This window comes from Paenibacillus sp. FSL K6-0108 (assembly GCF_045040695.1).
GTDB lineage: Bacteria > Bacillota > Bacilli > Paenibacillales > Paenibacillaceae > Paenibacillus > Paenibacillus pabuli_B.
The window spans coordinates 6,497,966-6,520,495 of sequence record NZ_CP150288.1 but is presented as its reverse complement, the minus strand read 5'-3'; the positions used below and the strand labels follow the sequence as shown (position 1 = coordinate 6,520,495).

Annotated in this window: 17 protein-coding genes; 16 read left to right on the top strand and 1 reads right to left on the bottom strand. The window is 45.9% G+C overall.

Features of this window, described 5'->3' with window-relative positions; genetic code table 11:
• Positions 1-98 precede the first annotated feature (98 nt).
• From MHB49_RS29660 to MHB49_RS29645, 4 genes are read left to right on the top strand one after another with little or no spacing between them, the layout of a single operon-like run.
• Positions 99-932, top strand: a complete 834-nt coding sequence (locus tag MHB49_RS29660) for an ABC transporter substrate-binding protein (protein ID WP_247903310.1) — start codon at positions 99-101, stop codon at positions 930-932.
• Between the two features lie 32 nt (positions 933-964).
• Positions 965-1,609, top strand: coding sequence for an amino acid ABC transporter permease (locus MHB49_RS29655; protein WP_247899440.1), 645 nt, complete (start codon positions 965-967; stop codon positions 1,607-1,609).
• A gap of 16 nt (positions 1,610-1,625) precedes the next feature.
• The gene (locus MHB49_RS29650) at positions 1,626-2,372 is read left to right on the top strand and encodes an amino acid ABC transporter ATP-binding protein (RefSeq protein WP_405153986.1); all 747 of its coding nucleotides are present in this window, start codon (positions 1,626-1,628) and stop codon (positions 2,370-2,372) included.
• A gap of 18 nt (positions 2,373-2,390) precedes the next feature.
• On the top strand, positions 2,391-2,813 hold the full coding sequence (locus MHB49_RS29645; RefSeq protein ID WP_247899438.1) for an OsmC family protein: 423 nt from the start codon (positions 2,391-2,393) through the stop codon (positions 2,811-2,813).
• A 115-nt stretch (positions 2,814-2,928) separates the two neighbouring features.
• Here MHB49_RS29645 and MHB49_RS29640 read toward each other — a convergent pair whose 3' ends face one another.
• Positions 2,929-3,540: a TetR/AcrR family transcriptional regulator gene (locus MHB49_RS29640; protein ID WP_405153985.1), complete on the bottom strand. Its 612-nt coding sequence runs from the start codon at positions 3,538-3,540 to the stop codon at positions 2,929-2,931.
• Between the two features lie 143 nt (positions 3,541-3,683).
• Between MHB49_RS29640 and MHB49_RS29635 the strand changes: the two genes are divergently transcribed.
• From MHB49_RS29635 to cyoA, 12 genes are all read left to right on the top strand, one after another.
• The gene (locus MHB49_RS29635; protein ID WP_405153984.1) at positions 3,684-4,859 is read left to right on the top strand and encodes an MFS transporter; all 1,176 of its coding nucleotides are present in this window, start codon (positions 3,684-3,686) and stop codon (positions 4,857-4,859) included.
• A gap of 191 nt (positions 4,860-5,050) precedes the next feature.
• On the top strand, positions 5,051-6,841 hold the full coding sequence (locus tag MHB49_RS29630) for a sensor histidine kinase (RefSeq protein WP_405153983.1): 1,791 nt from the start codon (positions 5,051-5,053) through the stop codon (positions 6,839-6,841).
• Positions 6,834-8,432 (top strand): response regulator, encoded by a 1,599-nt coding sequence (locus tag MHB49_RS29625; protein WP_405153982.1) that lies wholly within the window; start codon positions 6,834-6,836, stop codon positions 8,430-8,432. The genes MHB49_RS29630 and MHB49_RS29625 overlap by 8 nt, the downstream gene beginning before the upstream one ends.
• 362 nt (positions 8,433-8,794) lie before the next feature.
• A complete protein-coding gene (locus MHB49_RS29620; RefSeq protein ID WP_405153981.1) occupies positions 8,795-9,778 on the top strand; it encodes an ABC transporter permease in 984 nt (327 codons plus the stop codon).
• A gap of 12 nt (positions 9,779-9,790) precedes the next feature.
• Positions 9,791-10,693: a carbohydrate ABC transporter permease gene (locus MHB49_RS29615; protein ID WP_247899432.1), complete on the top strand. Its 903-nt coding sequence runs from the start codon at positions 9,791-9,793 to the stop codon at positions 10,691-10,693.
• A 185-nt stretch (positions 10,694-10,878) separates the two neighbouring features.
• Positions 10,879-12,567, top strand: a complete 1,689-nt coding sequence (locus tag MHB49_RS29610; protein ID WP_405153980.1) for an ABC transporter substrate-binding protein — start codon at positions 10,879-10,881, stop codon at positions 12,565-12,567.
• A 380-nt stretch (positions 12,568-12,947) separates the two neighbouring features.
• A complete protein-coding gene (locus MHB49_RS29605) occupies positions 12,948-14,651 on the top strand; it encodes an ABC transporter substrate-binding protein (RefSeq protein ID WP_405153979.1) in 1,704 nt (567 codons plus the stop codon).
• A gap of 317 nt (positions 14,652-14,968) precedes the next feature.
• Entirely contained in the window at positions 14,969-16,666 is a 1,698-nt protein-coding gene (locus MHB49_RS29600) for an ABC transporter substrate-binding protein (RefSeq protein WP_405153978.1), read from the top strand.
• Positions 16,667-16,935: 269 nt separating this feature from the next.
• Entirely contained in the window at positions 16,936-19,317 is a 2,382-nt protein-coding gene (locus tag MHB49_RS29595) for a glycosyl hydrolase family 95 catalytic domain-containing protein (RefSeq protein WP_405153977.1), read from the top strand.
• A 16-nt stretch (positions 19,318-19,333) separates the two neighbouring features.
• Positions 19,334-20,680: a GH1 family beta-glucosidase gene (locus MHB49_RS29590; RefSeq protein WP_247899427.1), complete on the top strand. Its 1,347-nt coding sequence runs from the start codon at positions 19,334-19,336 to the stop codon at positions 20,678-20,680.
• A gap of 301 nt (positions 20,681-20,981) precedes the next feature.
• Positions 20,982-21,245, top strand: a complete 264-nt coding sequence (locus MHB49_RS29585) for a hypothetical protein (protein ID WP_024631414.1) — start codon at positions 20,982-20,984, stop codon at positions 21,243-21,245.
• Positions 21,246-21,562: 317 nt separating this feature from the next.
• On the top strand, positions 21,563-22,516 hold the full coding sequence (gene cyoA, locus MHB49_RS29580) for a ubiquinol oxidase subunit II (protein ID WP_405153976.1): 954 nt from the start codon (positions 21,563-21,565) through the stop codon (positions 22,514-22,516).
• Positions 22,517-22,530: the final 14 nt, after the last annotated feature.

The window sequence follows — 22,530 nt, the reverse complement described above, 5'->3', positions numbered from 1 at the left end:
GCAGCAGGGAATAATGGGTACAACTGCAGTACAGGAGTTTCAACAAGACATGACTACATGGATGAGAGGAAGTTAATGAGATGAATAAAACATATGGAATGAAATCCCGCAAAGGCTGGACTTTAACAGCCCTGCTGCTAATGACCGTGCTGGTGCTCAGCGCTTGTGGCAGTAAAGCTACGGACAATGGAAGCAGCAATGGAGCTCAGGCGAACAATGAACTGGAGCAGATCAAGTCTGCTGGCGTCATCAAAGTGGGCATGATGGGCACATACGCACCATATAACTTCCTGAACGATAAGAAAGAAATGGATGGCTTTGATGCGGATATTGCTCGTGAGGTTGCTAAGCGTCTTGGGGTGAAGGTTGAATTTGTATCCCAGGAGTTCTCCGGCCTGATTCCAAGTCTGCAATCCAAGAAAATCGATGCCGTGATCAGCCAGATGACGATTACCGATGAGCGGAAGCAGGCGCTTGACTTTAGTGAAGGCTACATCACAAACCAAGTCAAAATTATTGTGAAAAGTGATAATAACGATATTACCAAGCTCGAAGATTTCAAAGGAAAAACGATTGGTGTAGGTCTTGGAACGAATGATGAGACGTACCTGCGTAATGAAGTGCTGCCGAAAGTAGGAGACTTCACCATTAAGACGTATGACGATGTCATCTCTTCACTCAAAGACCTGAATGCTGGGCGGATTGATGCCACAATCAACAACATGTACGCGCTGAAACCAATTGTAGATGCTAATGGCTTCAACATCAAAGCAGTAGGAGAACCAATTAAGAGTGACCAGGCAGGTATTGCCGTACGCAAAGACAATCCGGAACTTGTTGCCGCATTGAATGATGCCCTCAAAGGCATGAAGGATGACGGTACGTACAATACCATTTTCAAAAAATGGTTTGGTGAAGAGCCTGCGCAATAATGAACTTGCAAGGCGAAGGGAAGAAATGATCCATGGAACTGGTATTTGAGAATATCCCCTTCTTTCTGAAGGGGGCCTATTATACGCTGTATGTCACGGTGATCTCCATGTTTTTTGCCTTTATCATCGGGGTGCTCGTCGCCATCGCACGGCTGAAGGGTCCGATGTGGCTAAGGCTGATCGCCAGATTCTATGTATCCATCATGCGGGGAACCCCGCTGCTGGTGCAATTATTTGTTATTTATTATGGGTTGGTTGATTATGGTGTAACTTTGGGTTCGCTCACGGCAGCCTGTCTCGGGCTTAGTCTCAATGCAGGTGCATTTTTGTCCGAGACGTTCCGTGGAGCGATTCAGGCTGTGCCGAAGGGGCAGACAGAGGCGGCATATGCTACAGGTATGACACCGGCTCAGACCATGAGAAGAATTATATTCCCTCAAGCGGTGCGTATTGCGATCCCGCCGATGGGGAACACGTTTATTGGGATGCTGAAAGAAACATCACTTGTGGCGGCTCTCGGGGTTACAGAGCTGCTTCGCTCGGCACAGCTCCTGGTCGCGCAATATTACGTGAATATGCCGTTTTATCTGGCAATCGGTGTGATCTACTGGATCATGAGTATCGGCTTCTCAGCCATTCTGGAACAAGTGGAGCGCCGGCTGGCCCGGGCTTACTGATAGGAGGGGAGAACCGGTGATTACAACAACAGGACTAACCAAACGTTTTGGAAAAAATGAAGTTCTCACAAATATAGATTTGCATGTTGATGCGAAAGATATTGTTGTATTGCTCGGACCGAGTGGTTCAGGAAAAAGTACCTTGCTGCGCTGTCTGAACGGTCTGGAAGAGCTCTCTGGCGGGAAGATTGAAGTCAATGGAGTTGTAGTGGACAGTGCCGACTCGCAGCGAATCCAGCGGGCACGGGTGTTAGAAATCCGTCGTCAGACCGGAATGGTATTCCAGCAGTTTAATCTGTATCCGCACAAGACGGTATTGGGCAATGTGATGGAAGGTCTCATTACAGTGAAAAAAATCAAGCGGGACGAAGCAGCCGAACGCGGCCGGATTCTGCTGGAGCGGGTCGGTCTGTCAGACAAGCAGGATGCATATCCATCCCGTTTGTCTGGTGGACAGCAGCAGCGCGTAGCGATCGCCCGCGCGCTTGCCATGGAGCCTGAAGTGATGCTGTTTGACGAGCCTACCTCAGCCCTTGATCCCGAATTGGTGGGAGAAGTGCTTTCCGTTATGAAGGAGCTGGCTCAGGAAGGCATGACGATGCTGGTGGTCACGCATGAATTGAAGTTTGCCCGGAATGTGGCGAACAAAATCGTCTTTATGGCGGATGGATCCATTGTGGAAGAAGCAAGTCCACAGGCCTTTTTTGAACACCCGACCCAGGAGCGGACACGCAGATTTTTGCAGCAAATTACTGAATTCTAAGAAAGAAGGATAAACATCATGAATGTAACAACGGTATGGAAAGGCAAACGCGCGTTTACTTCTGAAGGACCCTCTGGCTACGCGGTCGGCATGGATGCCACAGCTGCCTATGGTGGTGACAGCAAAGGTGCTACCCCGATGGAGCTGTTACTGGCCGGTCTCGGAGGTTGTATGGGGATCGATATCACGATGATTCTGGACGCTTTCCTGGACAAAATTACTGGCATTGAGATTGAAGCACAAGGTACACGCAGTGAAGGTATGCCGAAAGGTTTTACTGCTATTGACCTGATCTTCAAGGTGGACGGCGATATCCCGGATTACCGGATTTGGAAAGCGATCCAAATGGCTGAAGAGAAGTATTGTGCAGTTTCTGCTTCACTTAGCGCAGATATTCATCCCAAACTGATTCTGAATGGGGTAGAAACTCCGCGTCCATAACAGCATACAAGGACGCGAGTAAATTTTCATACTGAAAAGGCACTTCCAATCATGGGAGTGCCTTTTTTGGCTTTTTTAACACTTCAACGTTCAGTAAGAAACAATTAGTAACAGGTCAGGCCGGATGTTGAGAAAGGTCCCAGATGCCCATGATTTCGGTGATGGCCTGATCAAGCATTGCAAAAGGAATGCCATCCCGGGCTTGTGTGGAAATACCCTGCATAAAAGTATCAAAAACGGTGGTCAGCATCGAAACATCAGTGGAGGCAGGCAGTTCGCCGATGTCCACAGCACGTTGGATGCACGCCTGCAAACGGCTGCGAGTCAGCTTTCTTTTCTCGGCGGCAATGTCACGAATATGATTGTTTTTGGAAGAGCAAGTGCTGGCTGACAGCACAATTAAACAGCCGGATGGATGTGCGTTGTCTGTTTGCATTTTGGCGGTACTTCTTAAAGTTGTTTCAATCGCTTCTCTTGGAGACAGCGTAATATCCGAGAAGCTTTCTGTAACGCGTCCAAACGTACCCATATATCGTTCTACCGCTTCTTTATACAGAGCTTCTTTGGATTCAAAGGCTGCATAGAAGCTGGCTGCTGAAATATCCCCCATGGCCGCTCGAAGCTGAAGCAAAGAGGTGGCCTCGAAACCTTGTTCCCAAAAGAGCATCATTGCCTGCAAAAGAGCTTCATCCCGATTGAAAATGCGAGGACGTCCGGTTCTTGCCATAAGAGATTCCCCCTTGTTTTTCTTAATTATATACTAATCGATCCAAAAGTCATTGACAAGGCAGGAATGGGTGGATAATATAAGGAATGATCGATCCACAATTCGATGATATGTCCTATATTATATAAAAAGGAGCAGTACAGATGTCCGATAAATTTTCTCCCCGTTTCCCATGGTTGGGGCTGCTGGCCTTGGCTATGGCTGGTTTTATAGCCATTATGACTGAAACTCTTCCAGCAGGTTTGCTGCCGCAAATCAAGGAAGGGCTGCAGGTGTCTGAGGCAGGGGCAGGGCAGCTTGTCACATTTTATGCAGTGGGATCACTGATTGCCGCCATACCTGTGGCTGTGCTGACAAGGGGCTGGCGACGCCGCCCGCTTTTACTTCTAGCGATTATCGGTTTTCTGGTCTTTAACACCATTACAGCCCTCTCGTCAAACTATGTACTGACACTTGCTGCACGATTTTTTGCTGGTGTTGCAGCGGGTGTTTCCTGGGGACTGATCGGCAGTTATGCACTAAGGATGGTACCAGATCATCTCAAAGGAAGGGGAATGGCTGTCGCGATGATTGGAACACCGATTGCTTTATCATTCGGTGTTCCAGCAGGTACGCTGCTGGGTTCAGTTATGGGCTGGAGATCAGTATTCTGGCTCATGTCATTGCTGGCGTTTGTACTGATTTTCTGGGTACTCTGGAAAGTACCTGATTATCCGGGACAATCTGCTGAACAACGAATCTCTTCAATAAAAGTGCTGCTGACCCCTGGTGTAGTTCCCATTCTGGTTGTCGTTCTGGCCTGGATGCTGGCTCATAATATTTTGTACACCTATATTGCCCCTTTCCTCGCCGATGTCGGTCTGGAATCAAAGGTTGGACTCATGTTACTTGTGTTTGGCCTGATGGCATTGGTGGGCATCTGGATTACAGGTATTCTTATTGATCGGTGGTTACGTATGCTGGTTCTCATCAGTCTTGCGGGCTTTGCCCTGCTCTCTCTGGTTTTGGGACTTTGGAGTGAGCACGCTGCTGTAATCTTTACTTCTGTTGCGTTGTGGGGGCTGACCTTTGGTGGTGCGGCTACACTGTTGCAGACCTCACTTGCCCAAGCTGCCGGAGAGCAGGGAGTGGATATCGTTATGCCGATCAATACAACCGTGTGGAATCTCGCCATTGCCATTGGCGGATTGGCGGGAGGCGTCCTTCTGAATCAATGGGGGGCCTCGTCCTTTACCTGGGCCATCCTGCTTCTATCGCTTGTTGCTTTGTTTGTTGCATTGCGCGCCAAAGCCCATGGATTCCGCTCAGCACGGCAGTAGCTAAGCAAACTGTTTCCTTTCTAATATTGGCAATAGCTATACAAGCTTCATATTTTTTTTTATCAAACAGCCTTTTTTCCGAGCCCTCTTGCAGGGCTTTTGCTGTTATGTGGTATGATGAATTGGAAGGATAGGAGCAATATGTCCTGACCTGTATATGTAAGCGCTTATAAGCGACGGAAGGTGCAGATATGTTTAGAAGGCTTATACGAACATCCAACAATCTTAAAATGAAGCATAAATTGCTCATATCCTATGTACTTGTCGTTATGATTCCGGTACTGATAATAGGACTTGCTGTAACCGGATATTTTCGCAAGCAGGCGCTGGACAACGCAATTGGACAAACGATTAACAACGTGGACAAGGTCAAGAGTCAGACTACCACATTGCTGCGTGTGCCTACGGATATTTCCAACATTCTGATGTTCAATAATGATTTGAAAGAAATTGTGAACAAACAATACAAGAGCGTTGTGGAGCTAACCTCGGCATACCTCGAATATACAGATTTTCAGGAGTACAGGCGTCTCTACCGTGAAGTTGCGGGCATCCGTTTTTACTCCACCAATCCGACGCTGATCAACAATCTGGAGTTCATTCCGGTGGACAAGCAGACCGAGGAGAGCTACTGGTACCAGAAGGCGCTGAAAACGACGAGCATCGGTTGGTTCTACATTCCTGACAAGGGAGATAACCCTGTTCACAAGCTCAGTCTGGTGCGCAAAGTACCTTTTGCCGAATATCGGACCGAGGGTGTGCTGATGATTGTAATCAATCAGGATGAGCTGAATGGATTATTACGTCAGGAACCGTTCGAGACGTTGATTACGGATGAACAGGGTTATGTGGTTGCGGCCAAGAATACCGATCTGGTGGGTAAGACGCTGGATGAACTTGATTTTGGCGTAGATCTGCAAAATCAGGCCAAAGGCACAATAGAAGCGGATTTTCAGGGAGAGCCGTCCAACATTGTTATTGATGAGCTGCGTCCTGGATCGAGCATGAACAGCCTGAAGATCATTTCGGTTTTTGCCACCAAGAATATTGTCAAAGACGCCAATATGATTAGTATGATCGGTATGCTCTTTATTACGCTTGTGCTGGTCATTGCATTGCTGCTTGTATACATCATTTCATTCCTCACGTCGAACCGATTGTTACGTCTGAGCAAACATCTGAACAAGCTCGCCCTGGGCGATCTGAACGTGACTTCCCGCATTGACGGGAATGATGAGATTGGACAACTGTCGAGACAGTTCAATTATATGGTGAAGAGCATTAATGAACTGATGACTCAGGTGGTGGAGGCAACGGAACAGAACAATCAATTGGAAATTGCGCAGAAAGAGATTAAACTGAAAATGATGGCCAGCCAGATCAATCCTCATTTTTTGTTTAATGCTCTGGAGTCGATTCGTATGAAAGCCCATATCAAAGGTGAGGCGGAGATTGCCAATATCGTCAGGCTTCTGGGCAAGTTGATGCGCAAGAGTCTTGAGATTGGCAGCGGCAGAACGACTTTTAGAGCCGAACTGGAGATGGTACGTTCCTATCTGGAAATTCAGAAATTCCGTTACGGCGACCGACTTGCTTTCCAGATTCATATCGATCCGGAGGTGGAGAAGATGTACATCCCTCCTTTGATCATTCAGCCTCTGGTAGAGAATGCGATTGTGCATGGTTTGGAAAATAAAGAGGGCACGGTCCGTGTGTGTATAAATATTCGTTTGGTGGAGGATATTGTCCAGGTGCATGTCAATGACGATGGAGCAGGCATTACGCCGGAGCGTCTGGCTGAAGTGGTGCAGTTCATCTGCGGACCCGAAGAACAGGAGAAGAGCCGGATTGGCATGCGTAACGTACATCAACGTTTAACCTTGACTTACGGTGAGCCATATGGATTGCAGATTAAGAGTGTGTATGGGGAAGGAACAGAGGTTTCTTTCACCTTGCCAGCAGGAGGAGACCAGCATGTATAAAGTGTTATTGGTAGATGATGAACCGAGCATACGTGAAGGACTGACCACGATCATTGATTGGGAAAAGTACGGCTTTCAGGTGACTGGTACAGCTGCGAGCGGGCGTGAGGCCATTACCCGCTTCGAAGAACTGGAACCAGACCTGACGATCATTGATATTCGAATGCCTGGCATGACCGGGCTGGATGTCATTGAAGAAGTGCGGCAGCATCATCCGGGATCACATTTTCTAATTCTGAGTGGGTACGCCGATTTTGATTATGCCAAAAAAGCCATAAGCTTCGGCGTGGATGGGTATCTGCTCAAACCGGTGGATGAAGAAGAGATGATCAGTGAGCTGGAGAGGATCTCTATGGTGCTGACACGGGAGCGCGAGACGCTTGCCCGCCATGCTGGTGAAGATACAGCCTACCGGGAGCACCAGATTGAAGCATTGCTTTTCGATAGTCTGGAAAGTACGGAAACAATGGAAGCAAATGCTCTAGGATTGAATTGGACGCAGTATCAGATTGTGCTGCTGGAGCTGCATGCCGAACCTGATTTACAGCGTGGCAGTATGGTAAAACGCAGACTGGCGGAAGCTTTTGACCAGAAAGATCGGGGGATTGTATTTTCGTTCCATTCCGGACTGGGGCTGTTATGCAAAGAGCCTATTTTGAATGTACAATCTGCCCAAAGTTTATATGATGAGTTGGAAGGGCTGCTGGGGGAATGGGATATTCACATGTACGCAGCAGCAGGTCAGCCTGTGAGCTCCACAGCAGAAATTGCACATTCCTATCATCAGGCCAACGGTGTATTAGGTGGGCGGTTCCTGTTCGCTGAACAACGCGTTATGCTATGGGATGAAAAGAAGGGTGAAATTGTTTCTGGACCAGTTGTTTCGATTGGGGATGAAAGTGGTGAGCCGGATGAAGCAGAACTGGCGGACAAGCTGTATTATGCGCTTGACATTCGGAGCAGTGAATCCGTGATGCGTGTGTTGACTGAGATGGAAGAACTCCTGATTTCGCATCACCAGTCAGAACAGGCGATTAAGACGGCATTCTCCCAAGTATTTTCATTGGCTATCAACAAACTCGCGGCAACCAATCAACAGATGCAATCCATCATGCAGGAGCATTCCGTTCTCATTACGGAGGTATACCATCAATTAACGTTACTGGATCTCAAAGGGATGGCCGCCGAACACCTGAACCGGCTTATTCAGCGCATGGGTGGAGGCAGTAAGGATACGGTACTGAAACAGATGATTGAGTTTATTCGCCGGAATCCGGGTGAGAATCTCAAGCTGGAGGTACTTGCAGAGGTATTTAACTACAATAGCAGTTATCTCGGCAAACTGTTCAAAAATCATACCGGGGAATACTTCAATGCATTTCTCGATAAGGTTCGAATGGAAAAGGCGAAGGAGCTGCTAGATGAAGGATTAAAAGTGCATCAAGTTGCTGCCAGAGTAGGGTATGCCAACGTCGATTATTTCCACGGTAAATTCAAAAAGTATGTAGGGGAATCACCTTCCGCGTACAAACATGCTAGAGAGCTTGCCAGATCACAGTCCAAGGATGCCTCAGGAGAAACGGAACGATAGTAATCCAAGCTTTAGCTTTCAGAAGGTTACTTCTGTCGATGCATTTCTCCTGATTTGTCATAAAACGTTTTCGAGTTTCATTTTATTGAAAGGACCTTAGCGGTCCTTTTTTATTTCTGTTTTACATAAAGTAAACGATTTCTATAAAACGTTTTCGATCATTACCATTTTCAAATTGAATTGCCTTTAAATATCATTTATTAATAATAAGCGGCGTCATTATCACTAATTTTATAGATATAATGTCGGATTAAATAAGGACATATCTAATTTTTATATGATTTTCTCTAAAATCCAGATGGTATTTTGAAAACGCTCTATCAGGTATGATTATTTTATAAAACAGAGGAGGGGGAACGGAGATGGAAACGCTAACAGAAAAATCCGCTTCCGAGAAAAAGAGCAGTGACCCCAATCCGCCAACACAAAATCGGCGGAACAGAATTTGGGAGAGCATGAAACAGCAAAAGTATCTTTATCTCATGTCATTGCCATTCGTAGTTTGGGTTTTTGTATTTAACTATCTGCCACTATGGGGATGGACGATGGCTTTCCAAAACTATAAACCTGCCAGATCGTTCGGTGATCAAGAGTGGGTTGGTTTTAAACATTTTGTAGAGTTGTTCAGTGATGATCGCTTCTACCTGGTACTTCGAAATACGCTTGCAATGAGCTTGATGGGGCTGGTTGTCGGTTTTGTTGTGCCGATTTTCTTTGCGATTCTCTTGAATGAGATGAGAGGCATGTTTTTCAAACGTGCGGTGCAAACGGTATCATATCTGCCTCACTTTGTATCCTGGGTCGTTGTGGCAGGGATCATTACCAAGATGCTCTCCACCGATGGAGGGATTATCAATGACATTTTGGTAAACCTAAACATTATCGATCAACCAATCCAATTTATGGCGAAGGGGAACCTGTTCTGGTACATTGTAACCGCTTCAGATGTGTGGAAGGAAACCGGATGGAATGCGATTATCTATCTGGCAGCCATTACCGGTATTGACCAGGAACTTTATGAAGCTTCACGTGTAGACGGAGCCAACCGCTGGAGACAGATGTGGCATATTACATTGCCAGGAATTCGGACTACGATTTCCGTATTGTTAATCATGTCCATCGGGCATCTGGTGAGTATCGGAATGGAGAAACAGCTGTTGCTGGGTAACAGTCTGGTCACCGACTACGCTGAAGTCCTTGATCTATATGCGCTCAATTATGGTTTAAATATGGGACGATTCTCATATGGTACCGCCATAGGCATATTCAACTCCGTTGTCAGTATCATCCTTCTGTTTACAGCTAACGGCTTGTTCAAAAAAATCACCAAAGAAAGCATCATGTAGGGGGGAGACATTATGGCGAACAAAGCATTCAATGCTACTCGGGGCGATAAGCTGTTCGATATATTCAATATCCTCGCGATGACCCTGGTGCTGATTGTAACTTTATATCCATTCCTTAACGTACTAGCTATCTCGCTTAATAACTCGACGGATACCGTACGTGGTGGAATTTACTTGTGGCCTCGTGAATTCACATTGCAAAACTACAAAACGATTTTCCAATACGAAGGATTGCTGCAAGGTTTGCAAATTTCCATTTTGCGTACAATCGTAGGTACTGTGCTCGGATTGATCAGTTCTTCCATGATCGCCTTTACGCTGAGCAGACCTGACTTCGGGTTGAGAAAGTTCGTTTCTACGACGCTAGCACTCACGATGTACTTCTCCGGTGGATTGATTCCAGTGTACCTCTTGATGCGTGACTTGCACCTAATTGGTACCTTCTGGGTATATGTATTGCCGGGTATGATCAGTGCATTTAACGTGTTCATCATCCGCTCCTTCATTGATGGCCTGCCATATGCATTGCAGGAATCTGCCAAGCTGGATGGTGCCAACGATTTTACCATCTATTACAAAATCATTTTGCCGCTCTGTAAACCTGTACTTGCAACCATTGCTTTATTCCTGGCTGTAGGCCAATGGAATGCATGGCTGGATACGTACCTGTACAACGGCTCAAAAGCGCATCTGACTACGCTCCAGTACGAGCTCATGAAAGTATTGCAAAGTACACAGCAAGGCTCGGGTGCCGGACGTAACGCAAATGACATGGCACAGCAGATGACTCAGATTTCACCGGAATCCATCAAAATGGCGATCACGATCGTTGTTACGGTTCCAATCCTGATTGTGTATCCATTCCTGCAAAAGTATTTTGTAGGCGGTATGACACTGGGTGCAGTAAAAGCTTAAGCAAGTTTATGCAGGTCGCCACATAGATAGAGCGACCGTATAATAAAAAAGCATCAGGATGCCCGAAGCGCAGCCATTTGGTCTGCGCTTCACCGTATAGGGCTGCGGAGTGGCATTCATGAAGCTATAGACAGGGACAAAAAGTCCCGGCTAAGACAGACATATGAAACGGGAGGATTACCATTATGGCAAGGTTCAAAATGAAGATTGCACTGGCTCCAGTGCTTGCGATGTCTTTGCTCGCAGGTTGCGGTGGAGGCAACAGCGGCGAAACGTCGTTTAAGGATACAAGCGGTGATACATCTCCGATTACATTCAGCTTTTTTAGCGTGGATCCCAGTCCGAACTGGAACGGTATGAAAGATGAGGTAGGTCAGGTTCTAACGGAAAAAACAGGTGTAACCCTCAATGGTGAATTTGCCGTCAGCGGCGGTCAAGATAAGATATCTTTAATGGCAGCGAGCGGAGATTATCCGGATATCGTGTCACCCAAAGGAGAGCTAAGCAAGCTCGTGGATGCCGGAGCCATGTTGGATCTGACAGATCTGATCGATCAATATGCTCCCAATCTGAAGAAGCTGTATGGTAATTACATGGACCGGTTGAAGTACAGCAATGAGGACCAGGCAATTTATGTGCTGCCGACGTATTATGCGGTAGATCAGAAGTACTTTGATGCAGGCGGCGGATTTGGTATCCAGCATCGTGTATTGAAGGAACTGGGATACCCTGAAGTGCGTACGCTCCAAGATTATGAAAATGTGTTGAAGGCATATAAGGAGAAACATCCAACGATTGACGGTCAACCAACGATTCCGTTATCTCTCGACGCAGATGACTGGAGAATCATGATTACCGTAACGAATCCGGCCTTCCAGGCAACTGGTGCTCCGGATGACGGCGAATACTACATCAATCCAGAAACGTATGAAGCCATGCTGCACTATAAACGCCCAGAAGAAAAAGAGTACTTCCGCTGGTTGAACCATATGTACAGCGAGGGATTGCTTGATCAGGATAGCTTTGTACAGAAGACAGACCAATACAAATCCAAAATTGCAAGCGGACGTGTACTGGGTGTCATTGACCAGGATTGGGGATACTCTGATGCAGAGAATGCTTTGAAATCTGCTGGTAAAGATGAAGCGACCTATTCTCACTTCCCGGTAACTCTGTCTAAAGATATCAAGGATCAAACCTTCCAGGATCCTGGTTTTGTATCTGGATGGGGTGTAGGTATTTCTACCACGAATCCCGACCCGGTTCGTACAATCAAATTCTTTGATTACCTGGCTTCAGAAGAAGGACAAGTGCTGATGAACTGGGGTATTGAAGGCAAGCAGTACGAAGTGAAGGATGGCAAACGTGTCATTCCTGCCGATGTGCTGGATCAAAAGACAAACAATGCTGCCGTATTCCAGAAGGAAACAGGGATTGGCCTCTACACCAATTTGTCGGGCCACTACGGTGACGGTGTCAAAGATTCAACAGATAACTATTACACAACGAATTTCCCTGAACAGATTGTAGCCGCTTATTCCGATGCGGAGAAAGAAACACTCAAAGCATACGGAGCGACAACGTGGAAGGACCTGTTCCCTAGTGAAGATGAATTCCCGGTTAAAGCATGGGGGGCAGCGTATAATTTGCCGACTCCTGGTGATTCGGACTACAATGTCATTTTCCAAAAAACGCAGGATATTATCCGTAAACGCATTCCAGAAGCGATTCTCAGTTCCCCTGATCAGTTCGATGCCATCTATGACGGAATGATTGCCGAGCTGAATAAAGCCGGAGCGGAGAAAATGGAACAGCAATACACTGAACTTGTGCAAAACCGTGTTCAATTGTGGAACGGGGAAGCGAGCAAGTAATTCGTTTTAGTATGTGAAATTTTTCGAAGCGAAGAACCCAGAAAACTGGGTTCTTTTTTATGCCGAAAACGTTTTCCAAAAAACGTTTTCTTTTTTATAATTTCACTATTGACAAGGAGTTTTAGAGGGATTATTATTCAAGTATGAAAGCACTTTCATTATTGATTTACCAAGGCATATATACGCACACCTTAATCAACAAGAGTAAGAATTGCTCCCTCGAAATACTGAATAAATGAAGTGCTTTTCACTCCATTTAGAAAACGCTTTTTATGTTAGTAAATCAAACGTTTTACAATCAGAATCACCCGATCACGGTATGTGCAGGTTAACCTGTTCTACAATAGATAGCTTCATTTTATCCATAAGGGGGATTACACATGAAGGGCAAAACACCAAAAACATTCGCAATGCTTCTGTTAGCCAGCGCTCTTGCCATTACAGCAGGATGCAGCGGCAGCGGAGGAGGAACTACGGCTTCAGAGACACCAACGGACACAGGGGATACGACCAGTCCAATTACCTTTACGTTCTTTGGTGCTGACGCAAGTCCAAACTGGAACAACATGAAGGACGCAGTCGGCCAGGAAATTACTAAACAAACAGGTGTTACAATTGAAGCGGAGTATGATGTGAATAATGGTGGCGACCAGAAGATTCCTTTGATGGCTGCCAGCGGTGATTACCCTGATATTATCTATCCTAAAGGTAACTTGTCTAAGCTTGTGGATGCAGGCGCCATGCTTGATCTAACAGACCTGATTGACAAATACGCACCAAATCTGAAGAAAATCTACGGGGACCAGATGAACCGTCTGAAATACAGTTTGGAAGATCAGTCCATTTACACGATCCCAACAAACATGGGTGTAGATAATGTTGCGTTTGATGCTACAGGCGGATTTGAGATTCAACAGAAAGTATTGAAAGAACTTGGCTACCCGGAAGTAAAAACACTCGAAGATTATGAGAAAGTTCTCAAAGAGTATTATGCTAAACATCCAACCATTGACGGACAACCGACCATTCCGCTGACGCTGAATGCAGATGACTGGAAAATCATGATTACGGTAACGAATCCAGCCTTCCAGGCAACCGGTGGACCGGATGACGGTGAATATTATATTAACCCTGAAACCTATGAAGCAATGCTGCACTATAAACGTCCAGAGGAGAAAGAATACTTCCGCTGGCTGAACAAAATGTACAATGAAGGCATTCTGGACAAAGATACATTTGTACAGAAGGATGACCAATACAAATCCAAAATCGCAAGCGGTCGGGTACTGGGACTGATTGACCAGGAATGGAACTATGGTGAAGCTGAGAATGCTTTGAAATCAAAAAACAATGGTGAAAATACGTATGCTCACTTCTCTGTATCCCTCAACAAGGATATTGTGGATCATACGTTCCAACCAACCGGATTTGATGGATATGGTATCGGGATTTCGAAAACTGCGAAAGACCCTGTACGCATTATCAAATTTATGGATTGGCTCGCTTCGGATGAAGGTCAGGTGCTTAGAAACTGGGGGATTGAAGGCCAACACTACAATGTAGAAAACGGTCAACGCGTGATTCCTGCTGATGTGCAGGATCGCAAAGTTAATGACAATTCTGCCTTCACCAAAGAAACAGGGATCGGAATGTATAACATCTTCAGCGCCAGATATGGCGATGGTGTCAAAGATTCCACAGGTAACTACTACACCACGAACTTCCCTGAGCAAATCCAAGCAGGTTATACTGCCGCAGAGAAGGAAACTTTGAAAGCTTATGGTATTACAACGTGGAAAGATTTCTATCCTTCTGAAGATGATTTGAAGCTGAAAGATTGGGGCGCAGCATATAACATGCCAGTACCTTCGGATACGGATTATAACGTAGCATTCCAGAAAACACAGGATATTGTCCGCAAACGTATTCCTGAAGCCATCCTTGCCAAACCGGAGAATTTCGACAAAGTGTATGATGATCTCCTGGCAGAGCTTGATAAAGCAGGTGCGGTAGAAATGGAGAAACAATACACCGTTTGGATCAAGGAACGTGTATCGCTGTGGACAGGAAAAGACGTGAAATAATACTGAAAATAAGTCATAATATAAGATCATTTTCATTGCGAGAAAGGCTCCCTGAAAGGGGCCTTTTTTGTTGTTGACGTAAGGTTGAGGATAGCATATAATCGTTATTGTAAGCACTTTCAGTAAGCGTTTTAAAATATTTTTCGAAAACGTTTTATATAGTTTGATGGAAAGTTTCTATGAGTTAAGTTTTAAGAAAAAGAATACAAATTTATTTTTTTGGTAAGCGCATACAGAAATGTGTCTTACAGTGGTATCCTCAGGCTTAAAGCCTGTTATACAGATAAAACCTTCATAAATAATAGGGGGACTAGACAATGAGAGGCAAAATGAAAGGCAATACACCCAAGACGTTTGCAATGTTGATGCTCGCAAGTGCAATGCTGGTTACAGCGGGCTGCGGAAATTCGGGAAGCAAGGAAACCTCCGAGTCAAGCGGAACTGAACCAGTTACCATCACGTTCTTTGGAGCAGACGCAAGTCCAACCTGGAACAAGATGCAGGATGCAGTTGGTAAAGAAATTACCAAGCAAACAGGTGTTACGATCGAAGCTGAGTATGATGTGAACAATGGTGGCGAACAGAAGATTGCGCTTATGGCTGCCAGTGGTGATTTCCCGGATATCATTTTTCCAAAAGGTAACTTGTCTAAACTTGTCGATGCAGGCGCGATGCTGGACCTGACGGATCTGATTGAGGAACACGCTCCTAACCTGAAAAAAATCTATGGGGACCAGATGAACCGGCTGAAATACAGTTCGGAGGATCAGGCCATTTATACAATCCCAACGAATATGGGTGTAGATAATGTTGCGTTTGACGCAACAGGTGGATTCGAAATTCAGCAAAAGGTATTGAAAGAGCTCGGATACCCTGAAGTGAAAACACTAGAGGATTACGAGAATGTATTGAAAGAGTATGTGAAAAAACACCCGACGATTGACGGCCAACCAACCATCCCGTTGACACTGAATGCCGATGACTGGAAAATTATGATTACGGTAACAAACCCGGCCTTCCAGGCAACTGGCGCACCGGATGATGGAGAATACTATATCAACCCTGAGACGTATGAAGCAATGCTGCACTACAAACGTCCAGAGGAGAAGGAATACTTCCGCTGGTTGAACAAAATGTACAATGAAGGACTACTGGACAAAGATACATTTGTGCAAAAGGATGACCAATATAAATCCAAAATCGCAAGTGGTCGTGTACTCGGTCTGATTGACCAAGAGTGGAATTATCAGGAAGCGGAAAATGCTCTTAAATCTGCGGGTAAAGATGACAGCACATATGCTCACTTCTCTGTATCCCTGAACAAGGACATTGTAGACCATACGTTCCAGCCAACCGGATTTGACGGATACGGCATCGGAATCACAACTTCTGCCAAAGATCCGGTTCGCATTATCAAATTTATGGACTGGCTTGCTTCGGATGAAGGTCAAGTGTTGAGAAACTGGGGAATTGAAGGCGAGCACTATAATGTAGAAAACGGTCAACGGGTGATCCCTCAAGATATCCAGGATCGCAAAACCAATGACAACTCTAACTTCTCCAAAGAAACAGGAATCGGAATGTATAACATATTTAGTGCGAGATACGGTGATGGCGTGAAAGATTCCACAGATAACTATTACACAACGAACTTCCCTGAGCAGATCCAGGCTGGGTATACTGCAGCAGAGAAAGAAACGTTGAAAGCATATGGCATTACAACATGGAAAGACTTCTATCCTTCCGAGGATGATCTGAAGCTGAAAGACTGGGGCGCAGCATACAACATGCCAGTACCTTCAGGTACTGATTACAGCGTAACATTCCAGAAAACACAGGATATCGTGCGTAAGCGTATCCCTGAAGCAGTTCTGACTACAACTGCGAACTTTGATAAAGTATATGATGATTTCCTTGCCGAGTTGGATAAAGCCGGCGCAGTCGAAATGGAGAAACAGTACACTGTTTGGGTTAAGGACCGTGTATCTCTGTGGACAGGCAAAGACGTAAAATAACAATGATTAGATAAATAGTAAATATACAAAAAAAGGCCCTTAGCAAGGGTCTTTTTTTGCTGAGCATGTGATGTTTAACATTGACGCAAAATTCGAAATCCAATATAATTTTCTTACTGAAAGCACTTTCAGATAAAACCGATAGATCCATATAAGTAACAGGGGTTGGAGCAAGAAATATCAGTGTTTAATATTTATTTGAATTATCCGAAAACGTTTTAGTAATTGTATTGATTGAAAAATAGTTGATTCATGAACAGGAGTTATCTATGTCCCCATTTAATGAGAGAACAAAAGACAACCGACTGTGGTATCGTCAGCCCGCTACCCGTTGGGAGGAGGCGCTGCCTATCGGAAATGGGCGCCTTGGCGGTATGGTATACGGCGGAGCAGCGGACGAACAAATCCAGCTAAATGAAGATACATTGTGGTCCGGATTCCCACGTGACACCATTCAGTATAGCAGTCAGCGGTACCTGAAGCAGACCCGTGAACTGATTATGTCCGGGCAATATGGTGAAGCTGAAGAATTGCTGAACCGTGAAATGCTGGGACGTGACGTGGAAGCTTATCAGCCGATGGGTCACTTTAAGTTGCAGCATGAGGATCTGGATGGAATCCCGTTTGATGAATTTGAGCGGGAGCTTAATCTCCACAACGGGATTACAACGACGAAATATTCATATGGAGGCACACGTTATGTACGTGAAGTATATGCCAGTGCACCGGATGATCTCATGGTTTGTACCATCACTTCTGATCATGATGGAGCTGTGAACGTCAGTGTTACTTTGGATAGTCCACATCCATATCACGTTGAGGCTTCGGGCCATGCACTTACGTTGTTCAGTAGATGTCCGAGTCATGTTGAATCGAATTATTTCAGAGATCATCCAGAGTCTGTCATCTACGAAGAAGATCGAGGGACGGCTTATGCTGTGCGATTGGCCACAACTCTGACGGGAAAGAATGCCGAAATAGCGATTAGGGACGGGAAACTTCATGTTCAGGGAGCCGACCAGGTTGTTTTTTATCTGACCGCGGCGACTGCTTTTGAAGGTTATGATGTAGCGCCTGTAAAAGAAGGTGTGCTTCTGGAGCAGGAGTGCGTGGAGGTAATCACCAAAGCGATGGCTCATGGCATGAAAGCACTTCGGGAGCGACATGTGCTGGATCATGAGGCTTTATTTTCAAGAGTATCTATTGATCTCGGCGCATCAGCCAATGAAGAATTGCCTACAGATGAACGGCTGCAAGCTTATCAGGCTGGAGCCAATGATCCCGGCTTGGAGGCACTCTATTTTCAATATGGCAGATATCTGTTAATGGGTAGTTCGCGCAAAGGAAGTCAACCAGCCAATCTGCAGGGAATCTGGAATCATCAGGTGGAGCCGCCATGGCACAGTGATTACACAATTAATATCAATACCGAGATGAATTACTGGCCGGCAGAAGTATGCAACCTGAGTGAATGCCATGAGCCGCTGTTTGGCTTGTTGGAGGATCTAAGCGATACCGGGAGAAGAACAGCGCGCATTCTGTACGGAGCGCGCGGCTGGACAGCCCATCATAATGTAGATATCTGGAGGACTTCCACGCCTACAGGCGGAGACGCTAGTTGGGCGTTCTGGCCGATGGGCGGTGTGTGGCTGACTTCACACCTGTGGGAGCATTATTTGTTTACCCGTGATCAGCAATTCCTTGCGGAACGTGCGTATCCAATCATGAAGGAAGCGGCACTCTTCTGTCTCGACTGGCTGGTGGAGGGACCAGATGGATATCTGGTTACGGCTCCCTCAACCTCTCCAGAGAACAAGTTTCTCACCCAGGAAGGTGAAGCTCGCAGCATCTCCATGGCTTCGACGATGGATATGACATTGATCCGTGAATTGTTCGATCGATGTATTGAAGCAACGAAGCAGCTGGATGTGGACCAGGAGCTGGCGAAGGAGTGGAGTGAGGCACGCAGCAAGCTCTACCCATTCCGAATCGGAGGCGCGGGGCAGCTGCAGGAATGGTTTAAGGATTTTGCCGAATCCGAACCGGGCCATCGTCACGTTTCTCATCTGTATGGTCTGTATCCAGGTGAACAGATTAACCGATTGGATACGCCGGAACTGGTGGCAGCAGCACAAGTGTCATTGGAACGTCGGATCTCCCAAGGTGGCGGGCATACAGGCTGGAGCTGTGCCTGGTTGATTAATCTGTATGCGAGGCTGCTGGATAGCAAGCTGGCACATCAGTTTGTTCGTACGCTGCTGGCTCGATCCACCCATCCCAATCTGTTTGATGATCACCCGCCGTTTCAGATCGATGGCAACTTCGGTGGCACTGCTGGTATTGCGGAGATGCTGTTGCAAAGCCATTTGGGCGAACTGCATTTGCTGCCAGCGCTGTCTGATCACTGGGCCAATGGCAGCGTGAAAGGGCTTCGAGCACGTGGTGCATACACAGTGGCAATGGAGTGGGCAGATGGCAGACTCTCAGGCGCTGAGATTAAGGCCGATCACGAGGGTTCGGTTACCATACGTAGTGCATATCCATTACGTGTGGAAGGCAATGAGCAGGCTAAGGCGCAGCTCACGCCTCAAGGAGATTATGTAGTTATTTTAACCATGGCCGCAGGACAAATGACCCGCGTGTCATCATGAGACGGAGGACTAAACGATGACGATTTTTCAATTTCCACAAGATTTCCGCTGGGGAACAGCAACAGCTTCTTATCAAATCGAAGGGGCAGCGCAAGAAGGCGGGCGCGGGGTATCCATCTGGGATACGTTTGCCCGTACGCCCGGCAAAGTATTTAATGGAGACAATGGCGATGTGGCCTGTGACAGCTACCACCGTTACGAAGAAGATATTGAGCTGATGAAAAAGCTTGGGATTAACACCTACCGTTTCTCCATCGCCTGGCCGCGTATCATTCCGGATGGGGATGGTGAGATCAATCGGGAAGGGTTGGACTTCTATCACCGATTCGTCGATAAGCTGCTCGAAGCGGGAATTGAACCGTTTTGTACATTGTATCACTGGGATCTGCCACAGACACTTGAGGACATTGGGGGCTGGGGGAATCGCAGAACAGTGGATGCCTTTGTAAAATATGCCGAAGTCATTTTCAAGGAGTTTTCCGGTAAAATCCATTTCTGGCTGACGTTCAATGAACCATGGTGTATTGCGTTTCTGTCCAACCTGCTTGGTATTCATGCGCCAGGAAATAAGGACCTGCAAACATCCATTAATGTTGCTCACGGACTACTCGTTGCTCACGGTAAAGCCGTACAATCGTTCCGTCGCTTGGGTACAACAGGACAGATTGGTATTGCTCCCAATGTATGCTGGGCCGAGCCTTACAGCAAATCCCCGGAAGATCAGGCAGCATGTGATCGGGCGATTGCTCTGAATACGGACTGGTTCCTGGATCCGATCTACAAAGGCTCTTATCCACAATTTATGGTTGACTGGTTTGAAAAAGCAGGTGCCACAGTACCGATTCAGGAAGGTGATATGGAAATCATCTCGCAACCCATCGACCTTCTTGGAATTAACTATTACACCATGGGGATCAATCGTTTCAATCCAGAGGCGGGTGCATTGCAATCCGAAGAGGTTGATATGGGACTTACCAAGACCGACATTGGCTGGCCCGTGGAATCACGCGGATTGTATGAGTTCATGCACTATTTGCAAAAATACGGGAATGTGGATGTCTACATCACAGAAAATGGTGCTTGCATCAACGATGACTTGGAAAACGGCAAAATCAATGATGATCGCCGGATTGCATACTATGAGCAGCATTTGGCCCAAATTCATCGGATTATTAACGACGGAATCAATCTGAAAGGTTATATGGCTTGGTCTCTGATGGATAACTTTGAGTGGGCGGAAGGATACCGTATGCGCTTTGGTCTGGTGCATGTGGATTACCGTTCGCTGGTCAGAACACCTAAAGAGAGTTTTTACTGGTATCAAAATGTGATCAAAAATAATTGGTTGGAAACACGTGTTTAATCAGAAAAAAGACGGTGGCATCGAAAATCCGATGCCCCGTCTTTTTTTGTTATTTAATTTCAGCGAAGAGTGCACAAGTTCATAAAGGCTTCATAAGGTCCGGATATTTCATGTTATGAGGAGAGCGTTTTTGGGTTATAAGAAGTAAGAAGAAGTGTTCCGGTTCTTGTCAACAGTTAAAACACAAATAAAGTGTCCAAATTGCGAAATAAATTTGAACATTTGTTGACTAAAAATCATACTGATGTGGTATATTGGTATAAGGAAAGCACTTACAAAAAGGGAAAAGGAAGTGTTTACTATGGCATCGAAGACAGCAATGGTAAGCCAATTGGAGCGCAAAGATAAAAATATGCGGCGTGCAGTGCTAACGATGACAGTTCTGGCTTGGATTGCCCTTATTACGGGAGTGGTCATGTGCCTGATTAACCTGAATGACTTTAATGATCGTAACCTCGGATTAATGGTGGGAATCGGTTTCCTGGTTGGCAGTGTATTTATTTATGTCATTGCCAAATCCATTGGACTAGTTCATACACGCCGGGAAGACGAAGGTGCCGATTAAATATTTTTCCGTTTATTCGTTCATAATAAGACTGGATAAGTACTCGAAATCCCAGTCAATAAAGCCCTTTGCGGATTCGTTGATACTGTTCAACGGGACTGCAAAGGGTTTTATTTTGTGACTTGAAGTGTAAAGATTACAATGAGGAAATATCAAGTATGCAAGTGATTTGTGAGAAAAAATTCACACATTTAAGGTGCAAAATCGACAAATTTGTTAACATGAACAAAAAAGTTGCTCATTTCTGATATCTTTAGAAGGAAGAGAGTAGTATACTGTTTTTTCAGTATGAGCGAATTTAAGGAGAGGGGATCAAGATGAACAAGAAACCTAGGTCGCTAATTCGGATAATCATTCCGGTTGTCCTGACGTTGGTTACAATTGCATTGATTGTCTGGCCAATGCTGGCAGGCGGGCAGTACGTTGTTCTGGATCCGAAAGGGCCTATTGGCGCTTCGCAGAGAGATTTGATTGTCATTTCGACAATTCTGTGTGCAGTCGTTATTGTGCCTGTATTGATTTTGTCTGCTGTAATTGTATGGCGTTACCGCGACAAACCGGACAATAAATCTGCATATGAGCCTAACTGGGCTCATAGCACAAAAGCGGAGGCAATCTGGTGGACCATTCCAATTATTATTATTGGGTTGCTGGCGATCGTTACGATCCGCTACACCTATGATCTGGAACCTTCGAAACCAATGGCTTCCGAGAAAGCACCGGTGACCATTCAAGTATCTTCACTGGACTGGAAATGGTTGTTTATGTATCCGGAGCAAGGTATTGCAACGGTCAACACGTTGAATATCCCGGCAGACCGGCCCGTAAAATTTGAGCTCACTGCGGATTCACCGATGAACTCATTCTGGATTCCGCAATTGGGTGGACAAATTTATACAATGTCGGGTATGGCGATGACCTTGTACTTGCAAGCTGATCATGAAGGTCAATATTGGGGTTCAGGTGCCAACTTTACCGGGGAACATTTTGCCCAAATGCGTTTTGATGTTAATGCTACATCGGAAGAAGATTTCGACAAATGGGTAAATGAAGTGAAGCAGCAATCCCAACCGCTGACGCAAGAAATGTATAAAACACTGGCGGAACCGGGAACAAGCAATGTAGCTTATTATTCTTCCTTCCCTGAAGGGCTGTTCCAGGACATTGTGACCAAGTATGTTGTTGACGGTCAAAGTGCTCACAGCAAGCACGGTGAAGCTTCAGGTACCAAAGAGATTACTACACAAGACGTGGACAAGAGTGCTAACTAAAGATTCGAAAGGAG

Bases quoted from the DNA above. Each gene is read 5' to 3' on its own strand.
- MHB49_RS29660 (WP_247903310.1), top strand. From the start codon at position 99: ATGAAATCCCGCAAAGGCTGGACTTTAACAGCCCTGCTGCTAATGACC.
- MHB49_RS29655 (WP_247899440.1), top strand. From the start codon at position 965: ATGGAACTGGTATTTGAGAATATCCCCTTCTTTCTGAAGGGGGCCTAT.
- MHB49_RS29645 (WP_247899438.1), top strand. From the start codon at position 2,391: ATGAATGTAACAACGGTATGGAAAGGCAAACGCGCGTTTACTTCTGAA.
- MHB49_RS29640 (WP_405153985.1), bottom strand. From the start codon at position 3,540: ATGGCAAGAACCGGACGTCCTCGCATTTTCAATCGGGATGAAGCTCTT.
- MHB49_RS29635 (WP_405153984.1), top strand. From the start codon at position 3,684: ATGTCCGATAAATTTTCTCCCCGTTTCCCATGGTTGGGGCTGCTGGCC.
- MHB49_RS29630 (WP_405153983.1), top strand. From the start codon at position 5,051: ATGTTTAGAAGGCTTATACGAACATCCAACAATCTTAAAATGAAGCAT.
- MHB49_RS29625 (WP_405153982.1), top strand. From the start codon at position 6,834: ATGTATAAAGTGTTATTGGTAGATGATGAACCGAGCATACGTGAAGGA.
- MHB49_RS29620 (WP_405153981.1), top strand. From the start codon at position 8,795: ATGGAAACGCTAACAGAAAAATCCGCTTCCGAGAAAAAGAGCAGTGAC.
- MHB49_RS29615 (WP_247899432.1), top strand. From the start codon at position 9,791: ATGGCGAACAAAGCATTCAATGCTACTCGGGGCGATAAGCTGTTCGAT.
- MHB49_RS29610 (WP_405153980.1), top strand. From the start codon at position 10,879: ATGGCAAGGTTCAAAATGAAGATTGCACTGGCTCCAGTGCTTGCGATG.
- MHB49_RS29605 (WP_405153979.1), top strand. From the start codon at position 12,948: ATGAAGGGCAAAACACCAAAAACATTCGCAATGCTTCTGTTAGCCAGC.
- MHB49_RS29600 (WP_405153978.1), top strand. From the start codon at position 14,969: ATGAGAGGCAAAATGAAAGGCAATACACCCAAGACGTTTGCAATGTTG.
- MHB49_RS29595 (WP_405153977.1), top strand. From the start codon at position 16,936: ATGTCCCCATTTAATGAGAGAACAAAAGACAACCGACTGTGGTATCGT.
- MHB49_RS29590 (WP_247899427.1), top strand. From the start codon at position 19,334: ATGACGATTTTTCAATTTCCACAAGATTTCCGCTGGGGAACAGCAACA.
- MHB49_RS29585 (WP_024631414.1), top strand. From the start codon at position 20,982: ATGGCATCGAAGACAGCAATGGTAAGCCAATTGGAGCGCAAAGATAAA.
- cyoA (WP_405153976.1), top strand. From the start codon at position 21,563: ATGAACAAGAAACCTAGGTCGCTAATTCGGATAATCATTCCGGTTGTC.